Source organism: Cupriavidus taiwanensis (assembly GCF_900250075.1).
Classification (GTDB): Bacteria; Pseudomonadota; Gammaproteobacteria; order Burkholderiales; family Burkholderiaceae; genus Cupriavidus; species Cupriavidus taiwanensis_C.
On the sequence record NZ_LT977070.1, the window covers coordinates 1876438 to 1899444 of the forward strand.

General features: G+C 70.7%; 22 protein-coding genes. 14 read left to right on the plus strand and 8 right to left on the minus strand.

Features of this window, described 5'->3' with window-relative positions:
* The first annotated feature begins 51 nt into the window (after nt 1–51).
* The 5 genes from CBM2588_RS08730 to CBM2588_RS08750 are packed head-to-tail and all read left to right on the plus strand — an operon-like array spanning nt 52 to nt 2998.
* Nucleotides 52–471, plus strand: coding sequence for a PilZ domain-containing protein (locus CBM2588_RS08730; protein ID WP_115680198.1), 420 nt, complete (start codon nt 52–54; stop codon nt 469–471).
* 37 nt (nt 472–508) lie between these two features.
* On the plus strand, nt 509–1015 hold the full coding sequence (locus CBM2588_RS08735) for a GNAT family N-acetyltransferase (protein WP_115680199.1): 507 nt from the start codon (nt 509–511) through the stop codon (nt 1013–1015).
* Nucleotides 1016–1047: 32 nt separating this feature from the next.
* Nucleotides 1048–1842 (plus strand): TatD family hydrolase, encoded by a 795-nt coding sequence (locus CBM2588_RS08740; protein WP_115680200.1) that lies wholly within the window; start codon nt 1048–1050, stop codon nt 1840–1842.
* Entirely contained in the window at nt 1835–2581 is a 747-nt protein-coding gene (locus tag CBM2588_RS08745) for an ankyrin repeat domain-containing protein (RefSeq protein WP_115680201.1), read from the plus strand. The genes CBM2588_RS08740 and CBM2588_RS08745 overlap by 8 nt, the downstream gene beginning before the upstream one ends.
* A 15-nt stretch (nt 2582–2596) precedes the next feature.
* A complete protein-coding gene (locus CBM2588_RS08750) occupies nt 2597–2998 on the plus strand; it encodes a YkvA family protein (RefSeq protein WP_115680202.1) in 402 nt (133 codons plus the stop codon).
* Here the strand turns inward: CBM2588_RS08750 and egtB are convergent.
* Nucleotides 2995–4284, minus strand: a complete 1290-nt coding sequence (gene egtB, locus CBM2588_RS08755) for an ergothioneine biosynthesis protein EgtB (protein WP_115680203.1) — start codon at nt 4282–4284, stop codon at nt 2995–2997. The genes CBM2588_RS08750 and egtB overlap by 4 nt on opposite strands.
* Nucleotides 4285–4475: 191 nt before the next feature.
* A complete protein-coding gene (locus CBM2588_RS08760; protein ID WP_115680204.1) occupies nt 4476–5096 on the minus strand; it encodes an FMN-dependent NADH-azoreductase in 621 nt (206 codons plus the stop codon).
* 163 nt (nt 5097–5259) lie between these two features.
* Between CBM2588_RS08760 and CBM2588_RS08765 the strand changes: the two genes are divergently transcribed.
* The 3 genes from CBM2588_RS08765 (at nt 5260) to CBM2588_RS08775 (ending at nt 7430) form a co-directional block, all read left to right on the plus strand.
* Complete coding sequence (locus CBM2588_RS08765; RefSeq protein ID WP_115680205.1) at nt 5260–6207, plus strand: LysR family transcriptional regulator; 948 nt, start codon at nt 5260–5262, stop codon at nt 6205–6207.
* Between the two features lie 189 nt (nt 6208–6396).
* Nucleotides 6397–6816, plus strand: a complete 420-nt coding sequence (locus CBM2588_RS08770; RefSeq protein WP_115680206.1) for a DoxX family protein — start codon at nt 6397–6399, stop codon at nt 6814–6816.
* A gap of 47 nt (nt 6817–6863) precedes the next feature.
* Nucleotides 6864–7430: a DUF4136 domain-containing protein gene (locus CBM2588_RS08775; RefSeq protein ID WP_115680207.1), complete on the plus strand. Its 567-nt coding sequence runs from the start codon at nt 6864–6866 to the stop codon at nt 7428–7430.
* An 18-nt stretch (nt 7431–7448) separates the two neighbouring features.
* On the opposite strand, the gene CBM2588_RS08780 is transcribed toward CBM2588_RS08775, so the two are convergent.
* Nucleotides 7449–8672 carry an EAL domain-containing response regulator gene (locus tag CBM2588_RS08780; RefSeq protein WP_115680208.1) on the minus strand — a complete coding sequence of 408 codons (1224 nt, stop codon included), beginning with the start codon at nt 8670–8672 and terminating at the stop codon, nt 7449–7451.
* Between the two features lie 256 nt (nt 8673–8928).
* Between CBM2588_RS08780 and CBM2588_RS08785 the strand changes: the two genes are divergently transcribed.
* Nucleotides 8929–12264: a DNA translocase FtsK 4TM domain-containing protein gene (locus CBM2588_RS08785; RefSeq protein WP_115680209.1), complete on the plus strand. Its 3336-nt coding sequence runs from the start codon at nt 8929–8931 to the stop codon at nt 12262–12264.
* 32 nt (nt 12265–12296) lie between these two features.
* The gene (locus CBM2588_RS08790) at nt 12297–12638 is read left to right on the plus strand and encodes a cupin domain-containing protein (protein WP_115680210.1); all 342 of its coding nucleotides are present in this window, start codon (nt 12297–12299) and stop codon (nt 12636–12638) included.
* 12 nt (nt 12639–12650) lie between these two features.
* Here the strand turns inward: CBM2588_RS08790 and CBM2588_RS08795 are convergent, their stop codons facing one another.
* Genes CBM2588_RS08795 through CBM2588_RS08810 form a run of 4 tightly spaced genes read right to left on the minus strand, consistent with a single transcriptional unit; the run spans nt 12651 to nt 16320 of the window.
* Nucleotides 12651–13247: a peroxidase-related enzyme gene (locus CBM2588_RS08795; RefSeq protein WP_115680211.1), complete on the minus strand. Its 597-nt coding sequence runs from the start codon at nt 13245–13247 to the stop codon at nt 12651–12653.
* A complete protein-coding gene (locus CBM2588_RS08800; protein WP_115680212.1) occupies nt 13244–13789 on the minus strand; it encodes a CMD domain protein in 546 nt (181 codons plus the stop codon). Before CBM2588_RS08800 ends, CBM2588_RS08795 begins: the two co-directional genes overlap by 4 nt.
* 34 nt (nt 13790–13823) lie before the next feature.
* On the minus strand, nt 13824–15299 hold the full coding sequence (locus tag CBM2588_RS08805) for a flavin-containing monooxygenase (RefSeq protein ID WP_115680213.1): 1476 nt from the start codon (nt 15297–15299) through the stop codon (nt 13824–13826).
* A complete protein-coding gene (locus tag CBM2588_RS08810; protein WP_115680214.1) occupies nt 15292–16320 on the minus strand; it encodes a LysR family transcriptional regulator in 1029 nt (342 codons plus the stop codon). Before CBM2588_RS08810 ends, CBM2588_RS08805 begins: the two co-directional genes overlap by 8 nt.
* A 240-nt stretch (nt 16321–16560) precedes the next feature.
* On the opposite strand from CBM2588_RS08810, the gene CBM2588_RS08815 reads away from it, so the two are divergent.
* Complete coding sequence (locus CBM2588_RS08815; RefSeq protein ID WP_115681442.1) at nt 16561–18039, plus strand: glycine betaine ABC transporter substrate-binding protein; 1479 nt, start codon at nt 16561–16563, stop codon at nt 18037–18039.
* Here CBM2588_RS08815 and CBM2588_RS08820 read toward each other — a convergent pair.
* Nucleotides 18036–19454: a PLP-dependent aminotransferase family protein gene (locus tag CBM2588_RS08820; protein WP_115680215.1), complete on the minus strand. Its 1419-nt coding sequence runs from the start codon at nt 19452–19454 to the stop codon at nt 18036–18038. The genes CBM2588_RS08815 and CBM2588_RS08820 overlap by 4 nt on opposite strands.
* 157 nt (nt 19455–19611) lie before the next feature.
* On the opposite strand from CBM2588_RS08820, the gene CBM2588_RS08825 reads away from it, so the two are divergent.
* Genes CBM2588_RS08825 through CBM2588_RS08835 form a run of 3 tightly spaced genes read left to right on the plus strand, consistent with a single transcriptional unit; the run spans nt 19612 to nt 23000 of the window.
* Nucleotides 19612–19797, plus strand: coding sequence for a DUF2970 domain-containing protein (locus CBM2588_RS08825; RefSeq protein WP_012352788.1), 186 nt, complete (start codon nt 19612–19614; stop codon nt 19795–19797).
* A 13-nt stretch (nt 19798–19810) separates the two neighbouring features.
* Entirely contained in the window at nt 19811–21136 is a 1326-nt protein-coding gene (locus tag CBM2588_RS08830; protein ID WP_115680216.1) for a cytochrome c, read from the plus strand.
* 7 nt (nt 21137–21143) lie between these two features.
* Nucleotides 21144–23000 carry an NAD(P)-binding protein gene (locus CBM2588_RS08835; protein WP_115680217.1) on the plus strand — a complete coding sequence of 619 codons (1857 nt, stop codon included), beginning with the start codon at nt 21144–21146 and terminating at the stop codon, nt 22998–23000.
* Nucleotides 23001–23007 lie beyond the last annotated feature (7 nt).

The window sequence follows — 23007 nt, forward strand, 5'->3', positions numbered from 1 at the left end:
CGGACCCGAACCATAACAACAAGCAGCATCGTCATTGTCAGGGGGTCATCCATGAACACGGCAGTCGCCGGCACTGCGCCGGGCGAGGCGGGGTTTGGCAACACGGCGGGCGGCGCAGCGGGCAGCGGGGCGGCGTCGCGCCCCAACGTGCTGTCGCTGTCGATCAAGGACCAGGCCGGGCTGTACGCGGCCTATATGCCGTTCCTGGCGCGCGGCGGCATCTTCGTGCCGTCGAACCGGCCGTTCCGGCTGGGCGAACAGGTGTTCCTGGTATTGTCGCTGCTGGACCGGCCGCAGAAATACCAGATCGCAGGCCACGTGGCCTGGATCACCCCCGCGGGCACGCCGATGAAGACGCCAGGCGTCGGCGTGCACCTGCCCGACGACGACAACGGACGCAACCTGCGCCGCGCGGTGGAGGAAATCCTGGGCAAGATGCTGGAGTCCGGGCGCCCCACCCAAACTTTATGAATGTTGTGAGATTTCCCTCGCAACCATTTGATTTTCGATGAATTTTTTGCTACGCATTGCCGAACCCCGCGATCTGCCGGGCATTGTCGCCATCTACAACAGCACCGTGGCTTCGCGCATGGTCACCGCCGACACCGAGCCGGTCACCGTGGCCTCGCGCCAGGCGTGGTTCGACGCTCATCAGCCCGCGCGCCGTCCGCTGTGGGTGTGCGAGGATGCCGGCGGCAGCATGGCCGGCTGGATGAGCTTTTCCGATTTCTACGGGCGCCCCGCCTATGGCGCCACCGCCGAGGTATCGATCTACCTGGACGCGCAGCGCCGCGGCCAGGGGCTGGGGCGCTACCTGCTGCAGCAGGCCATCGACCACGCGCCCGCGGTTGGCGTCAACACGCTGCTCGGCTTTATCTTCGGCCACAACGCGCCCAGCCTGGGCCTGTTCGCGGCGCTGGGCTTCACGCGCTGGGGCGACCTGCCGCGCGTGGCCGTGCTCGACGGCGTCGAGCGCGACCTGATCATCGTCGGCCGCCGCGTGGACGCAGCCTGAGCGCCGCCTGAACGCCGTACCTGAGATTTCCCATGTTTGTCGATTCCCACTGCCATATCGATTTCCCCGAACTGGCCGCGCGCCTGCCGGAACTGCTGGAAAACATGCGCGCCAACCAGGTCACGCATGCGCTGTGCATCTCGGTCACGCTGGAAGACTTCCCGCGCGTGCTGGCGCTGGCCGAGCAGCATCCCAACCTGTACGCGTCGGTCGGCGTGCATCCTGACTACGAAGAGGGCGAGGAGCCGACGCTGGAGCGGCTGGTGGCGCTGTCCGCCCACCCGCGCGTGGTCGGCACCGGCGAGACCGGGCTGGACTACTACCGGCTCAACGGCCGCAGCATTGCCGAGATGGAATGGCAGCGCGAACGCTTCCGCACCCATATCCGCGCCGCGCGCCAGACCGGCAAGCCGCTGATCATCCATACCCGCTCGTCCGCCGACGACACGCTGCGCCTGATGCGCGAGGAAAACGCGGGTGAAGCCGGCGGCGTGATGCACTGCTTCACCGAAACCTGGGACGTCGCCCGCCAGGCGCTGGACCAGGGCTTCCATATCTCGTTTTCCGGCATCGTCACCTTCAAGAGCGCGGCGGACCTGCAGGAAACCGCGCGCAAGGTGCCGCTCGAGCGCATGCTGATCGAGACCGATTCCCCTTACCTGGCCCCGGTGCCATACCGCGGCAAGACCAACGAGCCGGCCTGGGTGCGCCATGTGGGCGAGTTCATCGCGCAGCTGCGCGGGGTGCCGGTGGAACAGGTCGCAGAACAGACGACGGCAAATTTCTTCAACTTATTCAAGCACATTGACAGGAAATCTCATGTTTGACATGAAGTTCGTCCGCTGTGCCGCCGGCGCTGTCGCGCTGGCCGCCGCCACGCTCGCCCAGGCCGCGCCGGCCGACGACATGCGCAAGGCGGTGGAATTCGACGACGCCAACACCGTCAAGAAGCTGCTGGCCAAGGGCGTCGACCCCAATGTTGTCGACAACCGCGGCAACCCGGCGCTGGTGCTGGCGCTGCGCGAGAAGTCGCTGAAGGCGGCCACGGTGCTGATCCGCGCCAAGGATATCGATTTCGACAAGGCCAACCCGGCCGGCGAAACCCCGCTGATGATGGCCGCGCTGCAGGGCCAGCTCGACATGGTCAAGCTGATGGTCGACGACATGGAGGCCGAGATCAACAAGACCGGCTGGGCCCCGCTGCACTACGCCGCCACCAACGGCCACAACGACGTGGTCAAGTACCTGGTCGACCATGCCGCGTATATCGATGCCGAAAGCCCCAACGGCACCACGCCGCTGATGATGGCCGCGCGCGGCGGCCATATCGAGACCGTCAAGCTGTTGCTGGACGAAGGCGCCGACATGCGCCTGAAGAATCAGCAGGGCATGACCGCAATCGACTTTGCCGAGCGCTACAACCAGGCCGAGATCGCCAGCGGGCTGAAGGCGCGCTGGCAGAAGCTGTATCCGCAGACCCCGATCGTGGCGGCGCCGCCGCTGAAGCCGCCCGTCGCCGAGCCCGGCGGCCAGCGCCCCGCGGCACCGCAGGGCAAGGGCTGGTAAGCCGGCGCGGCGGCGATGGCCAGCGCTTCGCGCCTGCGCCAGTGGGCGCGCGGGCTCAAGGGCAGCCTGCTGACGCTGTGGTTCTGCAGCCGCCACCCCGGCACGCCGTGGGCGGCGCGGCTGCTGGGCGCGCTGGTGGTGGCCTACGCCTTCAGCCCGATCGACCTGATCCCGGATTTCATCCCGGTGCTGGGCTACCTGGATGACGTGCTGCTGGTGCCGCTGGGCATCTGGCTCACGCTGCGGATGATTCCGGCCACGGTCAAGGACGAATGCCGCGGCCGTGCCGAAGCGTGGCAGGCCTCCCATGCGCAACGGCCGCGCAATCGCGCGGCCGCCGTGGTCATAGTGTTGGTATGGGTGGCGCTGGCGTGGCTGACGTGGCGCTGGCTGGCGCCATACTGGGCCCCGGCCTAGGCGTCGTCGGCCAGCCGCACGCCGGTGAACTGCCAGCGCTGGTGCGGATAGAAGAAGTTGCGGTAGGTCGCGCGGATATGCGATTCGGGGGTGACGCACGACCCGCCGCGCAGCACCATCTGGCCGCTCATGAACTTGCCGTTGTACTCGCCCACCGCGCCCGGGTTGGGGCGGAAGCCCGGATAGGGCAGGAAGGCGCTGGCGGTCCATTCCCAGACGTCGCCGAACATCTGGCGCAGCACGCCGGCGGTGTTCTGCCGGTCCGGCAACGGCCGCAGCGCGCGCCCCTCGACAAAATTCCCGGTGGCCGGCAGGCGGCTGGCCGCGTGCTCCCATTCCGCCTCGGTTGGCAGCCGGCGCTCGGCCCAGCGTGCGAACGCGTCGGCCTCGTAGAAGCTGACGTGGGTCACCGGGCTGTCCGGATCGACCGGATGCATGCCACGCAGCGTCATCTGCCACCAGGTGCCTTCGCGTTCTTCCCAGTAGAGCGGCGCCTGGATGCCTTGCTCTGCCACCCAGCGCCAGCCGTCGGACAGCCACAGCCCGGCGCTCTGGTAGCCGCCATCCTCGATGAACTCGAACCACTGCCGGTTGCTGACCGGGTGCGAGCACAGCGTGAAGGGGGCCAGGTAGGTCTTGTGGCGCGGGGTTTCGCAATCGAAGGCGAAGGTCTCGCCGCGGTGGCCGATCTCGACCAGGCCGCCGTCGAAGCCGATCCAGTCCGGCGCGGGACGCGGGTCGGCAATCACGGGCGCGGGCAGTTCCGGCGCAAAGGCGGGGCGCAGCGGGTTCTGCGCGAACAGGTGCAGCACGTCGGTCAGCAGCAGTTCCTGGTGCTGCTGTTCATGCTGCAGGCCAAGCGTGATCAGCGCCGCCTCGTCGTCGGTCTGGGCTGTGCCCAGCAGCGACAGCATCGCTTCGTCGACCGCCTCGCGGTACGCCAGCACTTCGTCCAGCGACGGGCGCGTCAGCAGCCCGCGCTGCGGCCGCGGGTGCCGCGCGCCGACCGCTTCATAGTAGGAGTTGAAGAGATAGCGGTAGGACGGGTCCACCGGCTCGTAGTCCGGCACGCGCGCGGCCAGCACGAACTCCTCGAAGAACCACGTGGTGTGCGCCAGGTGCCATTTGGCCGGGCTGGCGTCGTCCATCGACTGCACGGTGGCATCGGCATCGGACAGGTCGGCCACCAGGGTCTCGGTGGCGGCGCGTACATGCCGGTACTGCGAAAGCAGCGCGGGTTCGTGCGGCGGATGGAGGGCGGCTCCTGGCAACAGGGCTGAAGTCATGCGGGCTCCCGGGTTGGATCGGTCGATGACTGCAGGCGGTGCGCCACCGGCGCCCACGGGCCGCGGCTGCGCGCCGCCCATGGCACGCGGGGCGCCGTAGCGCCCCGAACCATCATAGACCCGATCCGCTCCCGGGGCGAGCCGGCGCCGTCCTACAGCGCCGGCCCGGCCCCATGCGGCCCCGGGGCGTGTCAGGCGGCGAGCCGGCTGGCGTCGTTCAGCGCCGCGATCTCGGTGCGGGCGCTGGCCAGCCCGGCTTCGCGGAACTCCGGCCCCATGGCCAGGCCGTGGGCGCGCACGTAGGTGATGTCGGTGATGCCCAGGAAGCGGAGCACCACGTCGACGGTCTGCTCGTGCAGGTCCAGCGCGTTGGCATCCTGGCGCACGCCGCCGCGCGACGACACCACGATCACGCGCTTGCCGCCGGCCAGGCCCACCGGGCCGTTCTCGGTGTACTTGAAGGTGCGGCCGGCCTGCGCGATGCGGTCGATCCAGGCCTTGAGCTGGCTCGGGATGCTGAAGTTGTACTGCGGCACGCCCAGCACCAGCACGTCGGCGGCGAGGAACTCGGCCAGCCACTGCTCGGTGCGCTGCAGCTCGGCCTGCTGCACGGCGTTCAGGCCATCCTTGGGGCCGCCCAGCACGGGCAGCAGGTTGCCGGACAGGTGCGCCGGGGCATCCTGGTCCAGGTCGCGCACGGTTACGGTGGCGCCGGGGTTGGCGGCAACCAGGTCGGCCACCACGCTGGCGGTCAGGCTGCGCGAAACGGAGTTGTCGCCGAGGACGCTGGTATCGATCTGCAGGATGTTCATGTCTTTCTCCACAAGGGTGCGGTTGCGATGGAGGAAAGATAGCGGCTGGCCATTGGTATCGGTAGTGAGGCAAAATGCAAATGATTGTTCTACCGATGCAACGCCACTCCGGCGCCTCCGGACCGGGGTTTGCGGCGCCATCGGGGTGACCCCGGAGCCATCCATGCAAGACCTCAACGACCTGTCGCTGTTCGCCCAAGTGGTCGAGCACGGCAGCTTTTCCGCGGCCAGCCGCGCCACCGGCGTGCCCAAGTCGCGCCTGAGCCGGCGCATCGCCCAGCTCGAGCGCGACCTGGGCGTGCAGCTGCTGCGCCGGACCACGCGCCAGGTACGCGTGACCCCGCTGGGGGACTCCTTCTACGAACGCTGCCGCGCCATGCTCAACGAGGCCGAGGCCGCGCGCGAGGTCATCGAGCAGGCGCGCGAGCAGCCCGGCGGCACGCTGCGGGTGAGCTGCCCGATCGCCATCGCCCAGATCCTGCTGGCGCCGGCGATCGGCCACTTCATGCGCGCCAACCCGGCCGTGCGCATCGAACTGGAGACCACCAACCGGCGCGTCGACGTGATCGGCGAGGGCTTCGACCTGGCGCTGCGGGTGCGCGAGGTCATGGAAGATTCCAGCCTGGCGGTACGCACCTTTGGCGAAAGCGAACTGATGCTGGTGGCCAGCCCGGCGCTGCTCGACAGCATCGGCCGGCCGCGCACGCCGCAGGCGCTCGACGGCATGCCGGGCGTGGGCCAGCAGCCGCACGACGGCAAGCATGTCTGGACCCTGCGCTGCAAGACCGGCGATTCGATCCAGATCGCCTACGATCCGCGCCTGGTCACCGACGAATTCGCCTTGCTGCGCGAGGCCGCCATCGCCGGGGTCGGCGTGGCCATGCTGCCGCGCATGTTCTGCCGCGAGGCGCTGGAGAGCGGCGAGCTGGAACTGGTGCTGCCGCAGTACGACATGCCGGTCGGCACGCTGCACGCGGTGTTCCCGTCGCGCAAGGGCGTGACGCCGGCCACGCGGCGTTTCCTGGACTTCCTGGGCGAGGTGTTGCCGGAATGCGCGCACAAGGTCGGCATGCAGCAGCCGCGCACGCCGTCGATGCACCGCGTGGTGTAGCGCCGCATGCGGCATGTGCCGGGCCGTGTGCAAGGGGTGGTGCCGGCCGCGCCGGTGCTGGCCAGTGTCGCGCATTTGCGGCTTTACGTTCACGCCGCCTCGCACTAAGGTACAGGGGCGAACCGTGCGCGTGAGGGCTAAGGCGCATGGATCGACAACCTCTCACAGACAACGGCAAGGAGAATGGCCATGGGTGGCTCTCAGGGTTCCCAGGACTTGGGCAAGGCGCTGCTGCGCATCGTGCTTGGCGTGTTGATCCTGATGCATGGCATCGCCAAGGTCACGGGCGCGTCCGGCATCGGTTTCGTGTCGAAGGTGGTCGCCGACGCCGGCTTGCCGGCCTGGGTCGCCTACGGCGTCTACCTGGGCGAGATCGTCGCGCCGATCCTGCTGATCATCGGGTTGTGGAGCCGGCTGGCGGCGCTGGTGGTTGCCCTCAACATGCTGTTCGCCATCGGGCTGGTGCATACCAAGGAGCTTGGCATGCTGTCCAATACCGGCGGCTGGGCCCTGGAGCTGCAGGGCATGTACCTGGGGGCGGCGCTGGCGGTGGTGCTGCTGGGGGCGGGCCGGCTCAGCGTGGGCGGCATCAACGGCAAGCTCAACTAGCGCGACCCGCAATCCCGCGCCTTGCCGCCAATTCCTGGAGATGTAACGTGAATGCGTTCCGGCAACTCTTCCCCGCCGCTGTCGCGGCGCTGCTGCTGTCGGGCTGCGCCAGCGTGCCCGACATCAAGACCGACTACAACCGCGCGACGGACTTCAGCGCCTACCGCACCTTCGGCTTTGTCGAGCGTCCCGGCACCGACCGCGCCGGCTATGAAAGCCTGACCACCCAGTACTTCAAGACCGCGGTCCAGCGCGAACTGGGCGCGCGCGGCTACCGCTACGTGGCGCAGTCGCCGGACCTGCTGGTAAACTTCAATGCCAGGCTGCAGGAAAAGGTGGAGGTGAGCCCGGCACCCGCGCCGATGATGGGCTACTACGGCTATCGCGGCGGGCTGTATGCGCCGTGGCCGGGCTATGGCTTCTATAACGACGTGTACCGCTACACCGAGGGCACCGTCAACATCGACCTGGTCGACCGGCGCCAGATGAAGCTGGTGTGGGAAGGCGTGGCGGTCGGCAGCGTCGACACCAGCGACAAGGCCAGTGCCCAGCAGCGCATCGACAGGACCGTGGCGCAGATCTTCGCCAAGTACCCGTTCCGGGTCGGGCAGTAAGGCTGGCGGCGCCGCGGCTCAGGCTGGCGGCGTTGCCATCGCGCGCTCGATGGCGTCCGCGACGAAGGCCTCGGCCGGCCTGGGCGCCGACCACAGATAGCCCTGGCCCAGCGGACAGCCCAGGGCCCGCAGCGCGGCGCGCTGGGCCTCGGTCTCGACGCCCTCGGCCACGCACTCCAGCCCCAGCTCCCGGGCCAGGCTGATCATGCTGCGGCAGATCGTGGCGCGCTGGCCGTGCCCGTCGACCGCGGCGACGAACGAGCGGTCCACTTTCAGCTGGCTGAACGGCAGGTCCGCCAGCAGCTTGAGCGTGGCGATGCCCACGCCGAAATCGTCGATCGCCACGCCATAGCCGAGCAGCCGCAGCCGGTTCAGCGCGACCGACAGCGCCAGCGTGTCGCGCACCGGGTAGCCCTCGGTCAGCTCCACCGTCAGCGCCTGCCGCGGTACGCCGCTGGCGGCCACGAGCGCATCGAGCGATTCCAGCAGGCCCGGTCGGCACAGTGTCTGCGCCGACGCGTTCAGGCCCATCGCAATCTCGACCCCGGCGGCACGCAGGCGCTGCTGCGCCGCCAGGCACTGGCGCGCGACCAAAAAGAACACCGGGTCGGCGGCGTCCAGCGCCTCGAGCTGCGGGATGAACTGGTCGGGCGGCACCAGGCCATGCTCGGGATGGCGCCAGCGCACCAGCGCTTCGGCCCCGGCCAGGCGGCCGCTGGCAATGTCGTGCTGGGGCTGCAGCATGACCAGCAGGTCGGTGCCGGCGCGGGTCGCGGCGAGCAGTTCCTCGGCGTCGGGGGTCCAGGCGGGCACGCCGGCTTCGGCATCCTGGCGCACCAGGGCATCGGCCAGGATCACTTCGAGCGCATCGGGCGCCAGCGGCTTGCGCAGCGCGTGCACGCGCGGGATGCCGGCGGCATGCGCCAGGCCGCGGTTGGAATCGAGGATGTCTTCGGCCAGCGCCGTGACCCAGACCCATACCGGCGGCGCGCCGGCGAAGGCGCGCGGGCCGCGCCGGTGCAGCTCGGCGATCAGCTCGGGGCCATTGCCGCCCGGCATCTCGATGTCGCACAGCACCACGTCGAACGGCTCGCGCGCCAGCAGCTCGGCCGCCTGCGTGCCGTTGTGCGCGCTGGCCAGGGCCTGCACGCCGACATGGCGCAGCAGGCCCTCGGCGGCGGCACGCTGGAATGGATGGTCTTCAACGACGAGGATGCGCAGCCTGGCGTAACGGATTGGCATGGAGCGTGGGCGGAAGGGGAGGGCGGCGCGCCGCGATGCGATGCACCCGGGTTGCCCAATGGTAGCGCGGCGCGGCTACGCCAATTGCCGGCGAGACCATGGCACGGTCGTGAATGGACCGGCGATCGTCCTGGCATCGTTGCGCAATGGCGTTCAAAAAGCGCCGCGTTACGAATATTTGCGCTTTCCGATTCAATCGCCGACTGTCATAACCGCTACAATCGCTGCCCGGTGTTTTGAAGATGGCATGTCGATAATGGGTTTGGGCTGGTTCGGGTTTTCGACTTTCTGGATAGTACCGCTGCTGTGGCGGCTGGTGACGCGCTGGCTGGCGGGCGAGCGGCGCCTGGCCGGGCCCGGCTCGCTGCGCGTGTGGTTGGGCACGCTGGCGGTGCTGTGCGCGAGCGCCAGCCTGGAGGCACTGACCAGCGGCGCGGATCCCGAATCGACCGCCGGCGGCGGCGTCGGCCGCGCGCTGGCTGGCGGCTTCGGCAACCTGTTCGGCTGGACCGGCGCCTTGCTGCTGATGCTGGCCGTGCTGGCACTGGCCGCGCCGATGGTGTTCGGCGAGACCTGGCGCAGCCTGTTCGCGCGCAAGCCGCGCCGCGCCGCCGCGCCCGCCACGGCGCCCGACGATGCGCCGGTGACCTTCGCCGCCACCCAGCCGCTGCGCGAGGCCGAGCGCCGCGATGCACCGGCGGCGGGCAACGCCGGCTGGACCGCGCCCGCGCCGCGCCATCGCAGTTTCGAGGCCGTCTCCGCGCGCCGCCAGCCCGCCTGGCAGCCGCCGCGCCGCACCCGTGAATCGCCGCCGCAGCCGGGCGAACTCTGGCTGCATCATGCCGACGCGCCGGGCGCCCCCAGGCCTGAGCGTGCCCCGCAGCCAGCGCCGGCTGCCGCCGCACCGGCAATGCGTCCCGCCCAGCCGGCGGCACGCAAGCCGGCCGCCGCTGCCGCGCCCGCACCGGCCCCCGCGCCGCGGCCGGCACAGCCGTTGCGCGCCACCGTGGTCAGCAGCCCGTTCCGCCAGCCGCAGCCGCTGGTCCGTTCGGCGATCACGACGCTGCCGGAAGCGTCCGCGAAGACCGCCGCCGCTGTGGCCGTGCCGGCCGCCGCCGCCGAGATCGCTGTCGCCACGCAGGCGGCCGCCAGTGTCGAAGCGGAGGCCGTCGTCCCAGCGCAGGCAATCGCCGCACCCGAGACCGAGCCCACACCAGAGCCGGAAATCGTTTCGGCGGCGCCGGACATTCCTGTCGTTCCGGTCGACAACGCTGTTACCGCGGTCCCGGCCGAACCTCTTGCGCTGGAGGGCGATGCCCCATCGCTGGCCGCGCTCCGGCAGCAGGCGCTCGACCTGCTCGCCGAGTTGCAGGCCCTGATGGGCAAGCCCGCGACAGTGCAGTCGGCCGCCCCGGGCGCGGACGCCTTGCCGGTGGCCATGCCCGAAGCGGCCGCGGATCCTGCCATCGACGTGAACGCTGCCGAGCCCGACCCGGTCGCGACACAGCCGCTGGCTGACGCCGCGCCGGAAGCCCCCATCGAAGCGGAAGTCGAAGCTCTGTTGGCCGACGTGCCGGAAAGCACGGGCGAGACCGCTCAGGAACGCGACGCGAGCGCACCTGATCACGACGCCGGTGCTGACGCCGTAGCCCACGCCGTCGCAAGTTCCGCGATGGAGGAGGGCGGCGCGCCCGAGCCCGTGGCGCTGGTCCCGGCCGAAGACGCCGGCACGGAAAGCGCCGTGATGGACGGCAACGGCCTGGTCGGCGAAGCCGACGAGCCGGAGCAGTTGCCGGCCATCGACGCAGCCGATGTATCCGATGTATCCGATGTATCCGATGTATCCGATGTATCCGATGTATCCGATGTATCCGATGTAGCCAGCGAAAGCGAGGCAGTGGAAGCCGCCGAGCCCGTCGAATCTGCCGCTTCCGCTGAAGCTCGGGCACCCGTCGAAGTCGCGCCCGCCGGCCCGGCCCCCGCCAAGCCCCGCATCGTGCTGCCCGCCGTGGTCGGCCGCACCGTGCCGCTGGCAGCCGCGACGCCGCCCGCGCCCGCGCCCGCGCCGATGCCCGCGCCGGTGGCGCCACCGCAGCCGCGACCCGTGGTCGACTACCGCCTGCCGCCGGCTGACTTGCTGGAATGCGAGGTCGACAGCGCCGAGCAGGTATCGGAAGAACGCCTGCGCGAAACCGGCGAACTGATCGAACAGCGGCTGGCCGAGTTCAAGGTGCCGGTCGCCGTGGTCGGCGCCGGCGCCGGCCCGGTGATCACCCGCTTCGAGGTCGAGCCCGCCATGGGCGTGCGCGGCGCGCAGGTGGTCGGGCTGATGAAGGACCTGGCGCGCGCGCTGGGCGTGACCTCGATCCGCGTGGTCGAGACCATTCCCGGCAAGACCTGCATGGGGCTGGAGCTGCCCAATGCGCGCCGGCAGATGATCCGGCTGTCCGAGATCGTCAACGCCGCCTCGTTCCAGGCGCATCATTCGCGGTTGGTGCTGGCGATGGGCAAGGACATCACCGGCAACCCGGTGGTGACCGACCTGGCGCGCGCGCCGCACCTGCTGGTGGCCGGCACCACCGGCTCGGGCAAGTCGGTGGCGGTCAACGCCATGATCCTGTCGATGCTGTACAAGGCCACGCCGGAAGACGTGCGCCTGATCATGATCGACCCCAAGATGCTGGAGCTGTCGGTCTACGAGGGCATTCCGCACCTGCTGGCGCCGGTGGTCACCGACATGAAGCAGGCCGCCCACGCGCTCAACTGGTGCGTCGGCGAAATGGAAAAGCGCTACAAGCTGATGTCGGCGCTGGGCGTGCGCAACCTGGCCGGCTACAACCAGAAGATCCGCGCCGCCGAGGCCGCGGGGCAGAAGGTGCCCAACCCGTTCTCGCTGACGCCGGATGCACCCGAGCCGCTGTCGCGCCTGCCGATGATCGTGGTGGTGATCGACGAACTGGCCGACCTGATGATGGTCGCCGGCAAGAAGATCGAGGAACTGATCGCGCGCCTGGCGCAGAAGGCGCGTGCCGCCGGGATCCACCTGATCCTGGCCACGCAGCGCCCGTCGGTGGACGTGATCACGGGCCTGATCAAGGCCAATATCCCCACGCGCGTGGCGTTCCAGGTCTCGTCCAAGATCGACTCGCGCACCATCCTCGACCAGATGGGCGCCGAGAGCCTGCTGGGCCAGGGCGACATGCTGTTCCTGCCGCCGGGCACCGGCTATCCGCAGCGCGTGCATGGCGCCTTTGTTGCCGACGACGAAGTGCATCGCGTGGTCGAGCACTGGAAGCAGTTCGGCGAGCCCGACTACGATGAGGCCATTCTCGCCGGCGACCCGGCCGAGGCCGGCGGCGCCGACCTGTTCGGCGACGGCGGCGGCGACGGCGAGGCCGATCCGCTTTACGACGAGGCCGCCAGCTTCGTGCTGACCAGCCGCCGCGCCTCGATCTCGGCGGTGCAGCGGCAGCTGCGCATCGGCTATAACCGCGCGGCGCGGCTGATCGAGCAGATGGAAGTGGCCGGACTGGTCTCGCCGATGGGCCGCAACGGCGCGCGCGATGTGCTCGCGCCCGGGCCGGGCGACTGAGCGAGGCGCAAGCCGCGCCGGAAGGGGGCACCATGCAGACGGAACACGGAAACCTTTTTGCCGGCGTCCCGGCCGGCGCGGCGCAGGAAATCTTCGAGCCGCTGCTGCAACGCCCGGGCCTGCGCATCGAGCGCATCGTCTCCAACGGCCAGGCCAGCCCCGCGGGCTTCTGGTACGACAGCGCTCAGGCGGAATGGGTGCTGTTGCTGAGCGGCAGTGCCGCGCTCGAGATCGAGGGGCAGCCCGGCGAGCATCGCATGGCGCCGGGCGACTGGCTGCACCTGCCGGCCCACTGCCGGCACCGCGTCGCGTGGACCGATGCCGGCCAGCCTACGGTCTGGCTGGCCGTGCATCACGCCGCGACGGGCGCCTGACGCCGGCTGAAGCTATGCGCCGGTTTGCTCGGGAAACACCGGTTCGCCAAGATTCAGCATCAGCCGGTTCGCCCACGCAAAGATTGCGATCGAATGGATCAGGTCCAGGATCTCGGCATCGGTCACACCGGCCTCGCGCAGCGGCCTGAGCTGCTCGGCGGAAACTTCGGCCGGCCGCTCGGTGAGTTCCGCCGAGAACTTCGCGATGGCGCGTTCGCGCGCGGTGGTGCCGGCGCTGTAGGGGTCGTCGAACACCTGGCGGATCACATCGTTGCGCTTGGCCAGCTGTTCGAAGCGCTGGGCATGGACCGAGGCGCAGTAGACGCAGCCGTTGATGCGCGACACCACCGTGGTCGACAGCTCGCGTTCGGCGCGCGGCATGCCGCCGGGCGCGTACATGATGGCGTTGAAGGCAGTCGAGCGCTGGCGCAGGATCTCGGGCTGGTGGACCAGGAAGCGGTAGTAGTCCTGCACCTTGGCCTTGGGGTGGCTCTCTTCGAGCACGGCGATCTGCTCCGGCGTGGCCTGGTCGAGGTCGACCACGTCGAGCCATGCCTTCCAGTCGAGGACCTCGTTGGTGAAGCCGTGGGATTTGATGATTTCGCTCATGCCTGGGCTCCGGCGGGGTTGTCATTCAGGGCTTGCAGGGCTTTCAGCGCGTCCAGTCCGGCCACCAGCCGCACCTGGTACGACAGGAACGCAACCAGCTGCGCCAGCGTGACCACGGCCGGGGTGCTCAGGCCGGCGGCGGGCAGCGCCAGCAGCGCGGCCTGGTCGCCCTCGACCGGTTTTTCGATCAGCTTGCGGGTGAATTCGAGCATGGCGCGCAGGCGCGGCTCGGCCACGTCCGCGGGCGTGCCCTCGGCCGCGGCGCGGACCTGGCCGGCATCGGCGCCGAGCTGCCCGAGCCGGCCGCGGTAGTGCGCGGCCAGCGCCGGCGACGGCGTCAGCCGGGCGGCGTACAGCGCCACCAGCAGCCGCTCCGCCAGCGACAGGCCGGGCAGTTCGGGGTCGAACAGGGCATCGTAGCTGCCCTGGGTAGCAGCCACGACCTTGTCGCGCTGGTGCCGCAGGGCGTGGGTGGCGCTACCTGGCGCGAGGCCGGTAAGCTGGTCGATCAGGTCGACCGGGGAAGTCGGGGGCTGGGTCATCGGACGCTCTTGCGTGGTGGAGTCGGATTGGGATTCAGGCCTTGGCGGTGCGCAGCGCCGGCGGCGGCGCCGGCACCCATTCGTCGCCGAAGACCTCGGGCTCGGCATAGGCTTGCAGCGCGGCGTAGTGCAGCTCGATGTCTTCCTGGTACAGCCGCGCGGCAATGCCCTGGCCAAGCCGGCGCGCGCCGTCGCTGATCGCCGGGATGTCGCCGGAGACAGTGCCATGCGACAGCGCCGCCGGATAGCAGAAGCAGTGGATGCGCGTCAGGCCCGGGCAGGTGCCGGGAGTCTTTTCCTGGAATTCGAAGGCTTCGCCGAGATCGGGCGAATCGGACAGCTCGCGGTCTTCCTGGCTCGCGGGCGGCGCATGGCGGTCGCGCCAGAAGCGGATATGCGGGGCGAAGGCGGCGAACTCCGGGCGCGTTTCCAGCGCGATGCGGAAGCCGGTGGAGAAGATCAGGAAGTCCAGTTCGAACTCGCCCAGCGGGGTCTGCACCCGCAGCACATCCCCCTGCGCTTCGATCGCTTCCAGCGCGGCGCCCAGGTTGAAGTATGCGTTGGCATGCCGCGACACGCGCAGCGTGCTGCCGCGCGGCGGCGGCACCTGCTGGCTGTTGATGTAATGGCGCAGGCGCCATTTCCACGCGTCGGGCAGGCCATAGTGGCCGAACGTCAGGCCGGGGTTGCCGGCGCCCTTGCTCTTGTTGACGCGCGGAATGTCGGCGCGGCGGATCAGCATCTCGACGCTGGCGGCGCCGGCTTCCAGCGCGGTCGCGGCGCTGTCCATGGCCGAGGCGCCGGCCCCGACCACGCCCACGCGCTTGCCGCGCAGCGCGGCGTAATCCATCTGGTCCGACGAATGCGCCCACAGGTGGCGCGGCAGCGCGGCCGCCAGCGGCGGCACATAGGCGCCGCCGAGGCCGTCGCGGCCGGTGGCCAGCACCACGCGGCGCGCCAGCACCGTGTGCGGGCCGGCCGGGGTCTGCATCGACAGCGCCACCAGCCCGTCTGGGCGCGGCACGATCCGCTCGACCTGGTGTTCGTTGCGGATATCCAGCGCCAGCACCTCGCGGTACCAGCGCAGGTAGTCCATCCATTGCAGCCGCGGGATCTTGTCCAGCGCCTGCCACGCGGCCTCGCCGAACTGCGCCTCGAACCAGGCGCGGAAGGTCAGTGCCGGCAGGCCCAGCGCGGGGCCGGTGAGCTGCTTGGGCGAGCGCAGCGTCTCCATGCGGGCGGTGGTCGCCCACGGGCCCTCATAGCCCGCCGGGGCGCGGTCGAAGGCGCGCACGCGCACGCCCAGGTGCGTCAGCGTGGCACTCGCCGCCAGGCCGGCCATGCCGCCGCCGATCACGGCGACGTCCAGCACCTCGTGCCCGTCGACGCTGCGCGGCATGGTCCAGGCCTTGGCGGGCAGCTCCAGCCAGGCCAGGTCCTGGCGCAGCCGGGCTTCGAGGGCGGCGAGGCCCGCGGGCGGGGGAGCGTTCGCAACGGTGGGGTCAGTCATGGCTAGTCAGTTCGGAATCGTGGGTGGGGTGGTGCACGGCATCGCCGGGGTCAGCCGCGTAGCCTGCATCGCCATAGAGCGATTGCAGCAGCGCGCCGTGCTCCGCCGGCTCGCGCCGCACCAGGTCGGGCAGCAGTCCGGCAGCCGCGTCGGCCACCGCCTGCACCAGCCCCAGCACGGCGGTGCTGGCCGGACGCGCCTGCGGCGTGATCACCCCGAAGAAGAATGGGATATCGGCATCGATGGGCCGCACCGCGATATCGGTCAGCGGCAGGCCGCGCGCGGTCACCGGCTCCAGCAAGGCAATGCCCAGCCCCGCGCGCACCAGGGTCAGGGCGCTGATCGAGGTGTTGGTGTCGATCACGCCCGCCGCCGGCACGCCGGCTGCGGCGAGCGCGCGGTCAACGCGGCGGCGCAGCCGGTAGGGGTTGTGCATGGTGATCAGGCGGCGGCCGCGGCAGTCCTGCAAGGTGAGGGCGGGCCGTGCCGCGAGCGGATCGTCGGCGCGCAGCGCCGCCACGCACGCGGACTGGCCGATCCAGTGCACGGTCACGCCGCGGTGCTCCAGTGGCAGGCTGTTCAGGCCGATGTCGGCGGCGCCGGTCAGCACCGCGTGCACCACCTGCTCCGGCGACTGGCTCTGCACCGCCACGCGTTCCGGCGCGCACAGCCCGCGCGCGAACGCCAGTGCCAGCGCCGGCGGCAGCAGGCCCGCGGCCAGCGCGGGCGTGGCGGCGATTCGCAGCGGCCGGCCATCGCCGCGCGCCAGCGCCGCGGCGCGCGTGCGGATCCGTTGCATGCCCGCCAGCGTCTGCTCGACCTCGTCGTAAAGCAGGAAGCCTTGCTCGGTCGGGCTGACCCGCGGGCCGCTGCGTGTGAACAGGGCGAAGCCGAGCTCGGCCTCCAGTTCCTGGATCAGCCGTGTGATGGCGGGCTGCGAGCGGCCGAGCAGCCGCCCGGCGGCGGTGACGCTACCGGTGGTGACGACTGCGGCGAAGGCTTCCAGTTGCCGGATATCCATGGGGCTCGAGAGGATTAGGGGCGCGCTAACGGGTTGTATGTCTAAACTGGATTCTGACGCCTTCAACATGCAGATTGCAAATACTATTTCGGGATAAGTTCATGCGCCGCCTATGATGTAGCGATGCCGGGCGCACACCGGCGCCATATCGGGACGGACGTGTTGGCCGGGATTCGTGGAAGTCAGGCAGGCGGCAGGGCATGGCCCGTGCGGCAAGGGCTGGGCCTGGCCCTGGCATGGATGCTGGCGGCCGCACTTGGCGCAAGCCTGCCGGCCTATGCGGCGGATCCGCTGCGCGTCGGTTCCAAGCGCTTTACCGAGTCCTACATCCTTGGCGAACTGCTGAGCCAGGCCGCGGGGCCGCCCGGCACTGCGCAGCACCAGGCCGGCCTGGGCAATACCGCGATCGTGTTCGCAGCGCTGAAGGCCGGCAGCATCGATCTCTACGCCGACTACACCGGCACGCTGGCCGCCGAAATCCTCAAGCTGCCGCCCGGCGCCGGGCTCGACCAGATCCGGCGCGCGCTGGCGCCGATGGGGCTGGGCGCGGGGATTCCACTGGGATTCGAGAACACTTATGCGCTGGCCGTGTCCGACGCCCGCGCCGGGTCGTTGCAGCGCTTGAGCGATCTTGCGGCGCAGCCCGGGCTCAGGCTCGGGCTGTCGCACGAGTTCCTCGGCCGCGCCGACGGCTGGCCCGGGCTGGCCAGCCGCTATGGCTTGCCGCAACGCCCGCTCGGGCTGGACCACGGCGTTGCCTACGAGGCCCTGGCGGCAGGGCAGGTCGATGCCATCGACATCTATTCCACCGACGCCAAGATCCGCAAGTACCGGCTGCGCGTGCTGGCGGACGACCGGCATTACTTTCCCCGCTACGACGCCGTGGTGGTCTACCGGCTCGACGTGCCGCAGCGCTTTCCGCAGGCCTGGCAGGCGCTGCAACACCTGGCCGGACGCGTCAGCGCCGACGACATGATCGCCATGAACGCGGCGGCGGAGCTCGATGGCCAGCCGTTTGCCGCGATCGCGCGCGCCTTCCTGGACGGTGGCGGAGCGCAGGCAGCGCATGCTGCTGACCCCCAGCGCAGCCGGCTGCTGGCCGCGCTGTTCGGCCCCGACACCGCGCGCCTGGCGCGGCGCCATGTCGGGCTGGTGGCGGGCGCGGTCGGCGCCGCGACGCTGGTGGGCGTGCCGCTGGGGATGCTGGCGGCGCGGCGCCGGCGCACCGGCCATGCGGTGCTGGGCGCGGTCAGCGTGCTGCAGACGGTGCCGTCGCTGGCGCTGCTGGCAATGCTGATCCCGCTGCTGGGCCGCATCGGCGTATGGCCGGCCATGGTGGCGCTGTTTCTCTATGCGCTGCTGCCGATCGTGCGCAATACCGCCACCGGGCTGGAGCAGGTGCCGCAGGGCATGCGTGACGCGGCGCGCGCGCTGGGGCTGCGCGGCGCGCAGGTGCTGCGCTATGTGGAGCTGCCGCTGGCGTTGCCGGTGCTGCTGGCCGGCGTCAAGACCGCGGCCATCATCAGCGTGGGCACGGCCACCATTGCAGCGTTCGTCGGCGCCGGCGGTTTCGGCGAGCGCATCGCCACCGGGCTGGCGCTGAACGACACCACGTTGCTGCTCGCCGGCGCGATCCCGGCCGCGGTGCTGGCGCTGCTGGTGCAGGCCGGGTTCGAGGCGCTGGAGTGGGCGCTGCGCCGGCAGCGGGATGCGCGCTAGGCCGCCTGCTGCTGCGCGATGAGCCGCCCCAGCGTGGCCACGGCGGCATCGGCCTGGTCGTTCCACAGATGCCCGTAATTGAGCCGGATGCAGTTGCGGTAGCCTTGCCGGGCCGAGAAGATCGGCCCCGGCGCGATGCCGATGCCGGCTTCCAGCGCGGCGTGGTGCAAGGCCAGCGCATCGAACCCCGCGGCAAACTCCACCCACAGGAAATACCCGCCCTCCGGCCGCGACACCCGGACCTCTTCCGGGAAATGCTGGCCGATCGCGTCGATCATGCGGCCCTGCTGCATCTCCAGCACGTGGCGCAGCTTGCGCAGGTGCTTGTCGTAGCCGCCATGCTGCAGGTATTCGGCCAGCGCCACCTGCGCGGGCACGCCGGCCGACAGCGTGGTCATCAGCTTGAGCCGCTGGATTGCCTCGCCAAAGCGGCCCGGCGCGACCCAGCCGATGCGGAAGCCCGGTGCCAGGGTCTTGGAGAACGAGCTGCAATGCATCACCAGCCCGTGCGTATCGAAGGCCTTGGCCGGCAGCGGGCAGCGGTTGCCGAAGTAGAGCTCGCCATAGACGTCGTCCTCGATCAGCGGTACCTGGTGGCGCGCGAGCAAGGCCACCAGCGCCTTCTTCTTGTCCTCCGACATGCTGGCGCCGAGCGGATTCTGGAACTGCGTCATGAACCAGCACGCCTTGACCGGATGGCGCGACAGCGCGGTGTCGAGCGCGCCCAGGTCAATGCCTTCGGCGGGATCGACCGGAATCTCGACGGCCTTGAGCCGCAGCCGCTCCAGCGCCTGCAGCGAGGCGTAGAAGCCAGGCGACTCGATCGCGACCACGTCGCCCGGCTGCGTCACCGCCATCAGGCACAGGTTCAGCGCCTCGAGCGCGCCGTTGGTTACCACCAGGTCTTCGGCCGGCTGCGGCGCGCCAGCGCCCAGGTAGCGCAGCGCGATCTGGCGGCGCAGCGCGGCATTGCCGGGCGGCAGGTCGTTGACCGAGTACCACGGGTCGAGCGCACGGCCGGCGCGCGCCAGCGACTTGCCCAGCCGCTCCCACGGGAACAGCTCGGGCGACGGAAACGCAGAGCCGAACTGCACCAGCTCGCGGTCGCGCGCGCCTTCGAGCACGGCGAACACCAGCTTGGAGATGTCCACCTGCGTCGACACCTGCCGCGACGGGCGCGCCTGCGGCTGCGGCAGCTCGCGCCGCGCCGGCCCCGCCACGTAGTAGCCGGAGCGCTCGCGCGCCCGCACCAGCCCGCGCTCTTCCAGCCGGTAATAGGCCTGGAACGCGGTCGACGGGCTGACGCCGTACTGGGCCACGGTCTTGCGGATCGACGGCAGGCGCGTGCCCGGCGGCAGGCTGCCGTTGCGGATATCGGCGGCCAGGGTTTCGGCCAGGGCTTCGTACCGTTTCATGGTGGGGAGCAGGGCGGCGGCGGTCAGGGGATTATCGCCCGGACGCAGCCAACTGATACGTAAATTTTCCAGTTATCTGATGCTGGTATGGCTGGCGGCGACGGGCCATAATCGGCCTCTCGTCCCGATACCCGTTGCCGTTGTGCCAGGAGATGCCATGAACCCGTTGAGGCTGTTGCGGACCGTGCTGTGGGGCTTCTTCGGCCTGCGCCAGGGCAGCGAGCACCAGCGCGACCTGGACAACCTGCGCCCGGTGCCGCTGATCGTGACCGGCGTGGCCGTCGCCGCCGGACTGGTGGCCTGCCTGGTGCTGGCGGCCAACTGGGCTGTGTCGGCGGCATGAGCTGACTGCATCCATGCGCTTTTCTTTTCACGGGCCTGGCCTCGCTTTCTCCCGCGCGTTGCGTCAGCTGGCCGGGCTGGCGCTGGCCGTACTGCTGCCCGCGGGCCTGGCGCAGGCCGCCGGCGACGCGCAGCAGGTCGAACGCGGCCGCTACCTGGCACGCATCGCCAACTGCGCCGCCTGCCATACCAGCACCGGCGGCAAGCCCTTTGCCGGCGGGCTGCCGATCCGCACCGCGGTCGGCACGCTGTATTCGACCAATATCACGCCCGATGCCGCCAGCGGCATCGGCGCCTACACGCTGGCCGAGTTCGACCGCGCCGTGCGCCACGGCGTCGCGCGCGACGGCAAACGCCTGTATCCGGCGATGCCCTACCCGTCGTACGCGCGCCTGCGCAGCGACGACGTGGCGGCCCTGTACGCCTACCTGCGCGCCGAGGTGGCGCCGGTGGCGCAGCGCAATCCCGCGCCGCAGATGCGCTGGCCGTTCGGCATGCGCGGCCTGCTGGCGGTGTGGAATGTGCTGTTTCTCGATGACGATCCGGTGCGCAACGACCCGGCGCGCGATGCCGCCTGGAACCGCGGCGCGTACCTGGTGCAGGCGGTGGCGCACTGCGGCGCCTGCCATACGCCGCGCGGCACGCTGTTCGCCGAGAAGGGCCTGGACGAGCGCAGCCGGCATTTCCTGTCCGGCGCCAGCGTCGAGGGCTGGTCGGCCACCAACCTGACCGGCGACCAGCTCACCGGACTGGGCGCCTGGTCGCGCGCGGACATCGCCGAGTTCCTGCGCACCGGGCGCAATGCGCACGCGACCTCGTTCGGACCGATGTCGACCGTGGTCTCCACCGCCACCCAGTACATGAGCCCGGCCGATCTCGACGCGGTTGCCGCCTATCTCAAGTCGCTGCCCGGCGCGCGCGGCGAAGACAAGCCGTTCCGGCCCGATCCCGCCACCGCGCAGCAGCTGCGGCAGGGCCGCTTCGACCTGCCCGGCGCGCGCCAGTACGCGGTGTTCTGCATGCCGTGCCATGGTGCCGACGGCAAGGGCTTCGCCCGCGTGTTCCCGCCGCTGGCCGGCAACCCGACCGTGGCGGATCCCGATCCGGCCTCGCTGGTCAACCTGCTGCTCGACGGCGCCGTGACCGCACGGGTGGCCACCGCGCCGTCGGACTACCACATGCCCGGCTATGGCTGGACCCTGGACGACCAGGAGCTGGCCAACGTGCTGACCTTTATCCGCGGCAGCTGGGGCAACCGCGCCGCGCCGGTGGCGGAGGCCGACGTGGCCGCGCGGCGCCGGGCCCTGGCCGCGCAGCGCCAGGCCGACGCCCAACCATGAGCCGCCGATGACGATCACCCGAAGAGACTTCCTCAATGGCACCGCGCTGGCGATTGCCGCGGGGCTGGCGCCGGCGCAGCTGCTGCACGCGCAGCCGCGCGCGGGCGCGCCGTCCGCTGCCTACCCGCCGGCGCTGACCGGCCTGCGCGGCAACCATGCCGGCACCTACACGCTGGCCCACAGCCTGGCGCGCGAAGGCGCGAAGTATCCCGCGGTGCTGGCGCGCGAAGCCTTCGACCTGGTGGTGGTGGGCGGCGGCCTCAGCGGCCTGGCGGCGGCGTGGTTCTACCGCCGCCGCTTCGGCGCCAACCGCCGCATCCTGATCCTCGACAACCACGACGATTTCGGCGGCCACGCCAAGCGCAACGAGTTCACGGTGCGCGGCAAGCGGCTGGTGACCTATGGCGGCAGCGCCGAGATGCCGGCAAGCGCGGCCGGCGATGCCGCGGTGCGCGAGTTGCTGGCCGGGCTGGGGCTCGATGCCGCGCAGCCGCCCGCGGCCGCTGACCCGTATGCCGCGCTCGGCATGGGCCGCGCGGTGTTCTTCGACGCCGAGCACTTCGGCCGCGACCAGTGGGTGGCAGGCGACCCCTTCGGCGAAGCGATCGACGCGCGCAGCGGCGCGCGCGCGGGCGGCCCGTCTGGCGGCCCCGATCCTGCGGCCTTGTCGCGCTTCCTCGACAGCGCGCCCTTGCCCGTCGCGGACCGCGCCGCACTGGCGCGGCTGGTCGCCGGCACCACCGATTACCTGCCGGCGCTGGCGGGCGCAGAACGCAGCGCGGCGCTGCGCACCATGCGCTACGCCGCCTTCCTGCGCGACAAGGCCGGCATCGGCCTGGCCGGGCAGCGCTTCCTGCGCAGCCGCAGCCTCGATGCCTACGCGCTCGATGCCGACGGGATTTCGGTGGCCGACGCCATCGCCATCGGCCTGCCCGCCGGCGCCAACATGCCGGCGCCGGCGGGCAACGCGCGGCTGGGCAAGTCGCCCGCCTCGCGGCTGTGGTTTGCCGATGGCAATGCCTCGCTGGCGCGGCTGCTGGTGCAGAGCCTGATCCCGGACGTGGCCCGCATTGCCGCGCCGGCGCAGGTGGTGTCGGCCGCGTTCGATTACGGCCACCTGGACCGCGACGGGCAACCGGTGCGGCTGCGCCTGAACAGCACCGCGATCGCGGTCGAGCCCGACGGCCCGATCACGCGCGTCACCTATGGCTTCAGCGGCAACCTGCATCGGGTCGAGGCGCGCCACGTGGTGCTGGCCGGCTACAACATGATGATCCCGTATCTGCTGCCGTCGCTGCCGGCGCAGCAGAAGGCCACGCTGCACAACGAGGCCAAGGCGCCGCTGGTCTATACCAAGGTGGCACTGGATCACTGGCAGGCGTTTGCCGCGCTGCGCACCCGCCGCATCCATGCGCCCGCCATGCCCTACACCGATCTCTGGCTGGAGCCGCCCGCGGGCCGGGAACCGTCCGATCCGGCGGTGCTGCACATGCTCCATGTGCCGACCGTGCCCGACAGCGGCATGCCCGCGCGCGACCGCTTCCGCGCCGGCCGCGCCTTGCTGCTGGGCACGCCGTTCGATGCGATGGAGCGCGACATCCGCGCGCAGCTAGACCGCATGCTGGGGCACCAGGGCTTTGCTTCGAAGGATGTCATCCGCGGCATTACCGTCAATCGCTGGGCGCATGGCTACAGCTACATGCCCGACAGCCTGGCCGGCGAGAACGTGGCGCCCGACGCGGCGTGGCCGGGCCTGGCCGGCGTCGGCAACATCAGCATCGCCAACAGCGACAACGCCGGCAGCCCTTCGCTGACGGCGGCGGTGGCGCAGGGCAAGCGCGCCATCGAGCGGCTGCCCGGCTAGCCGCGGC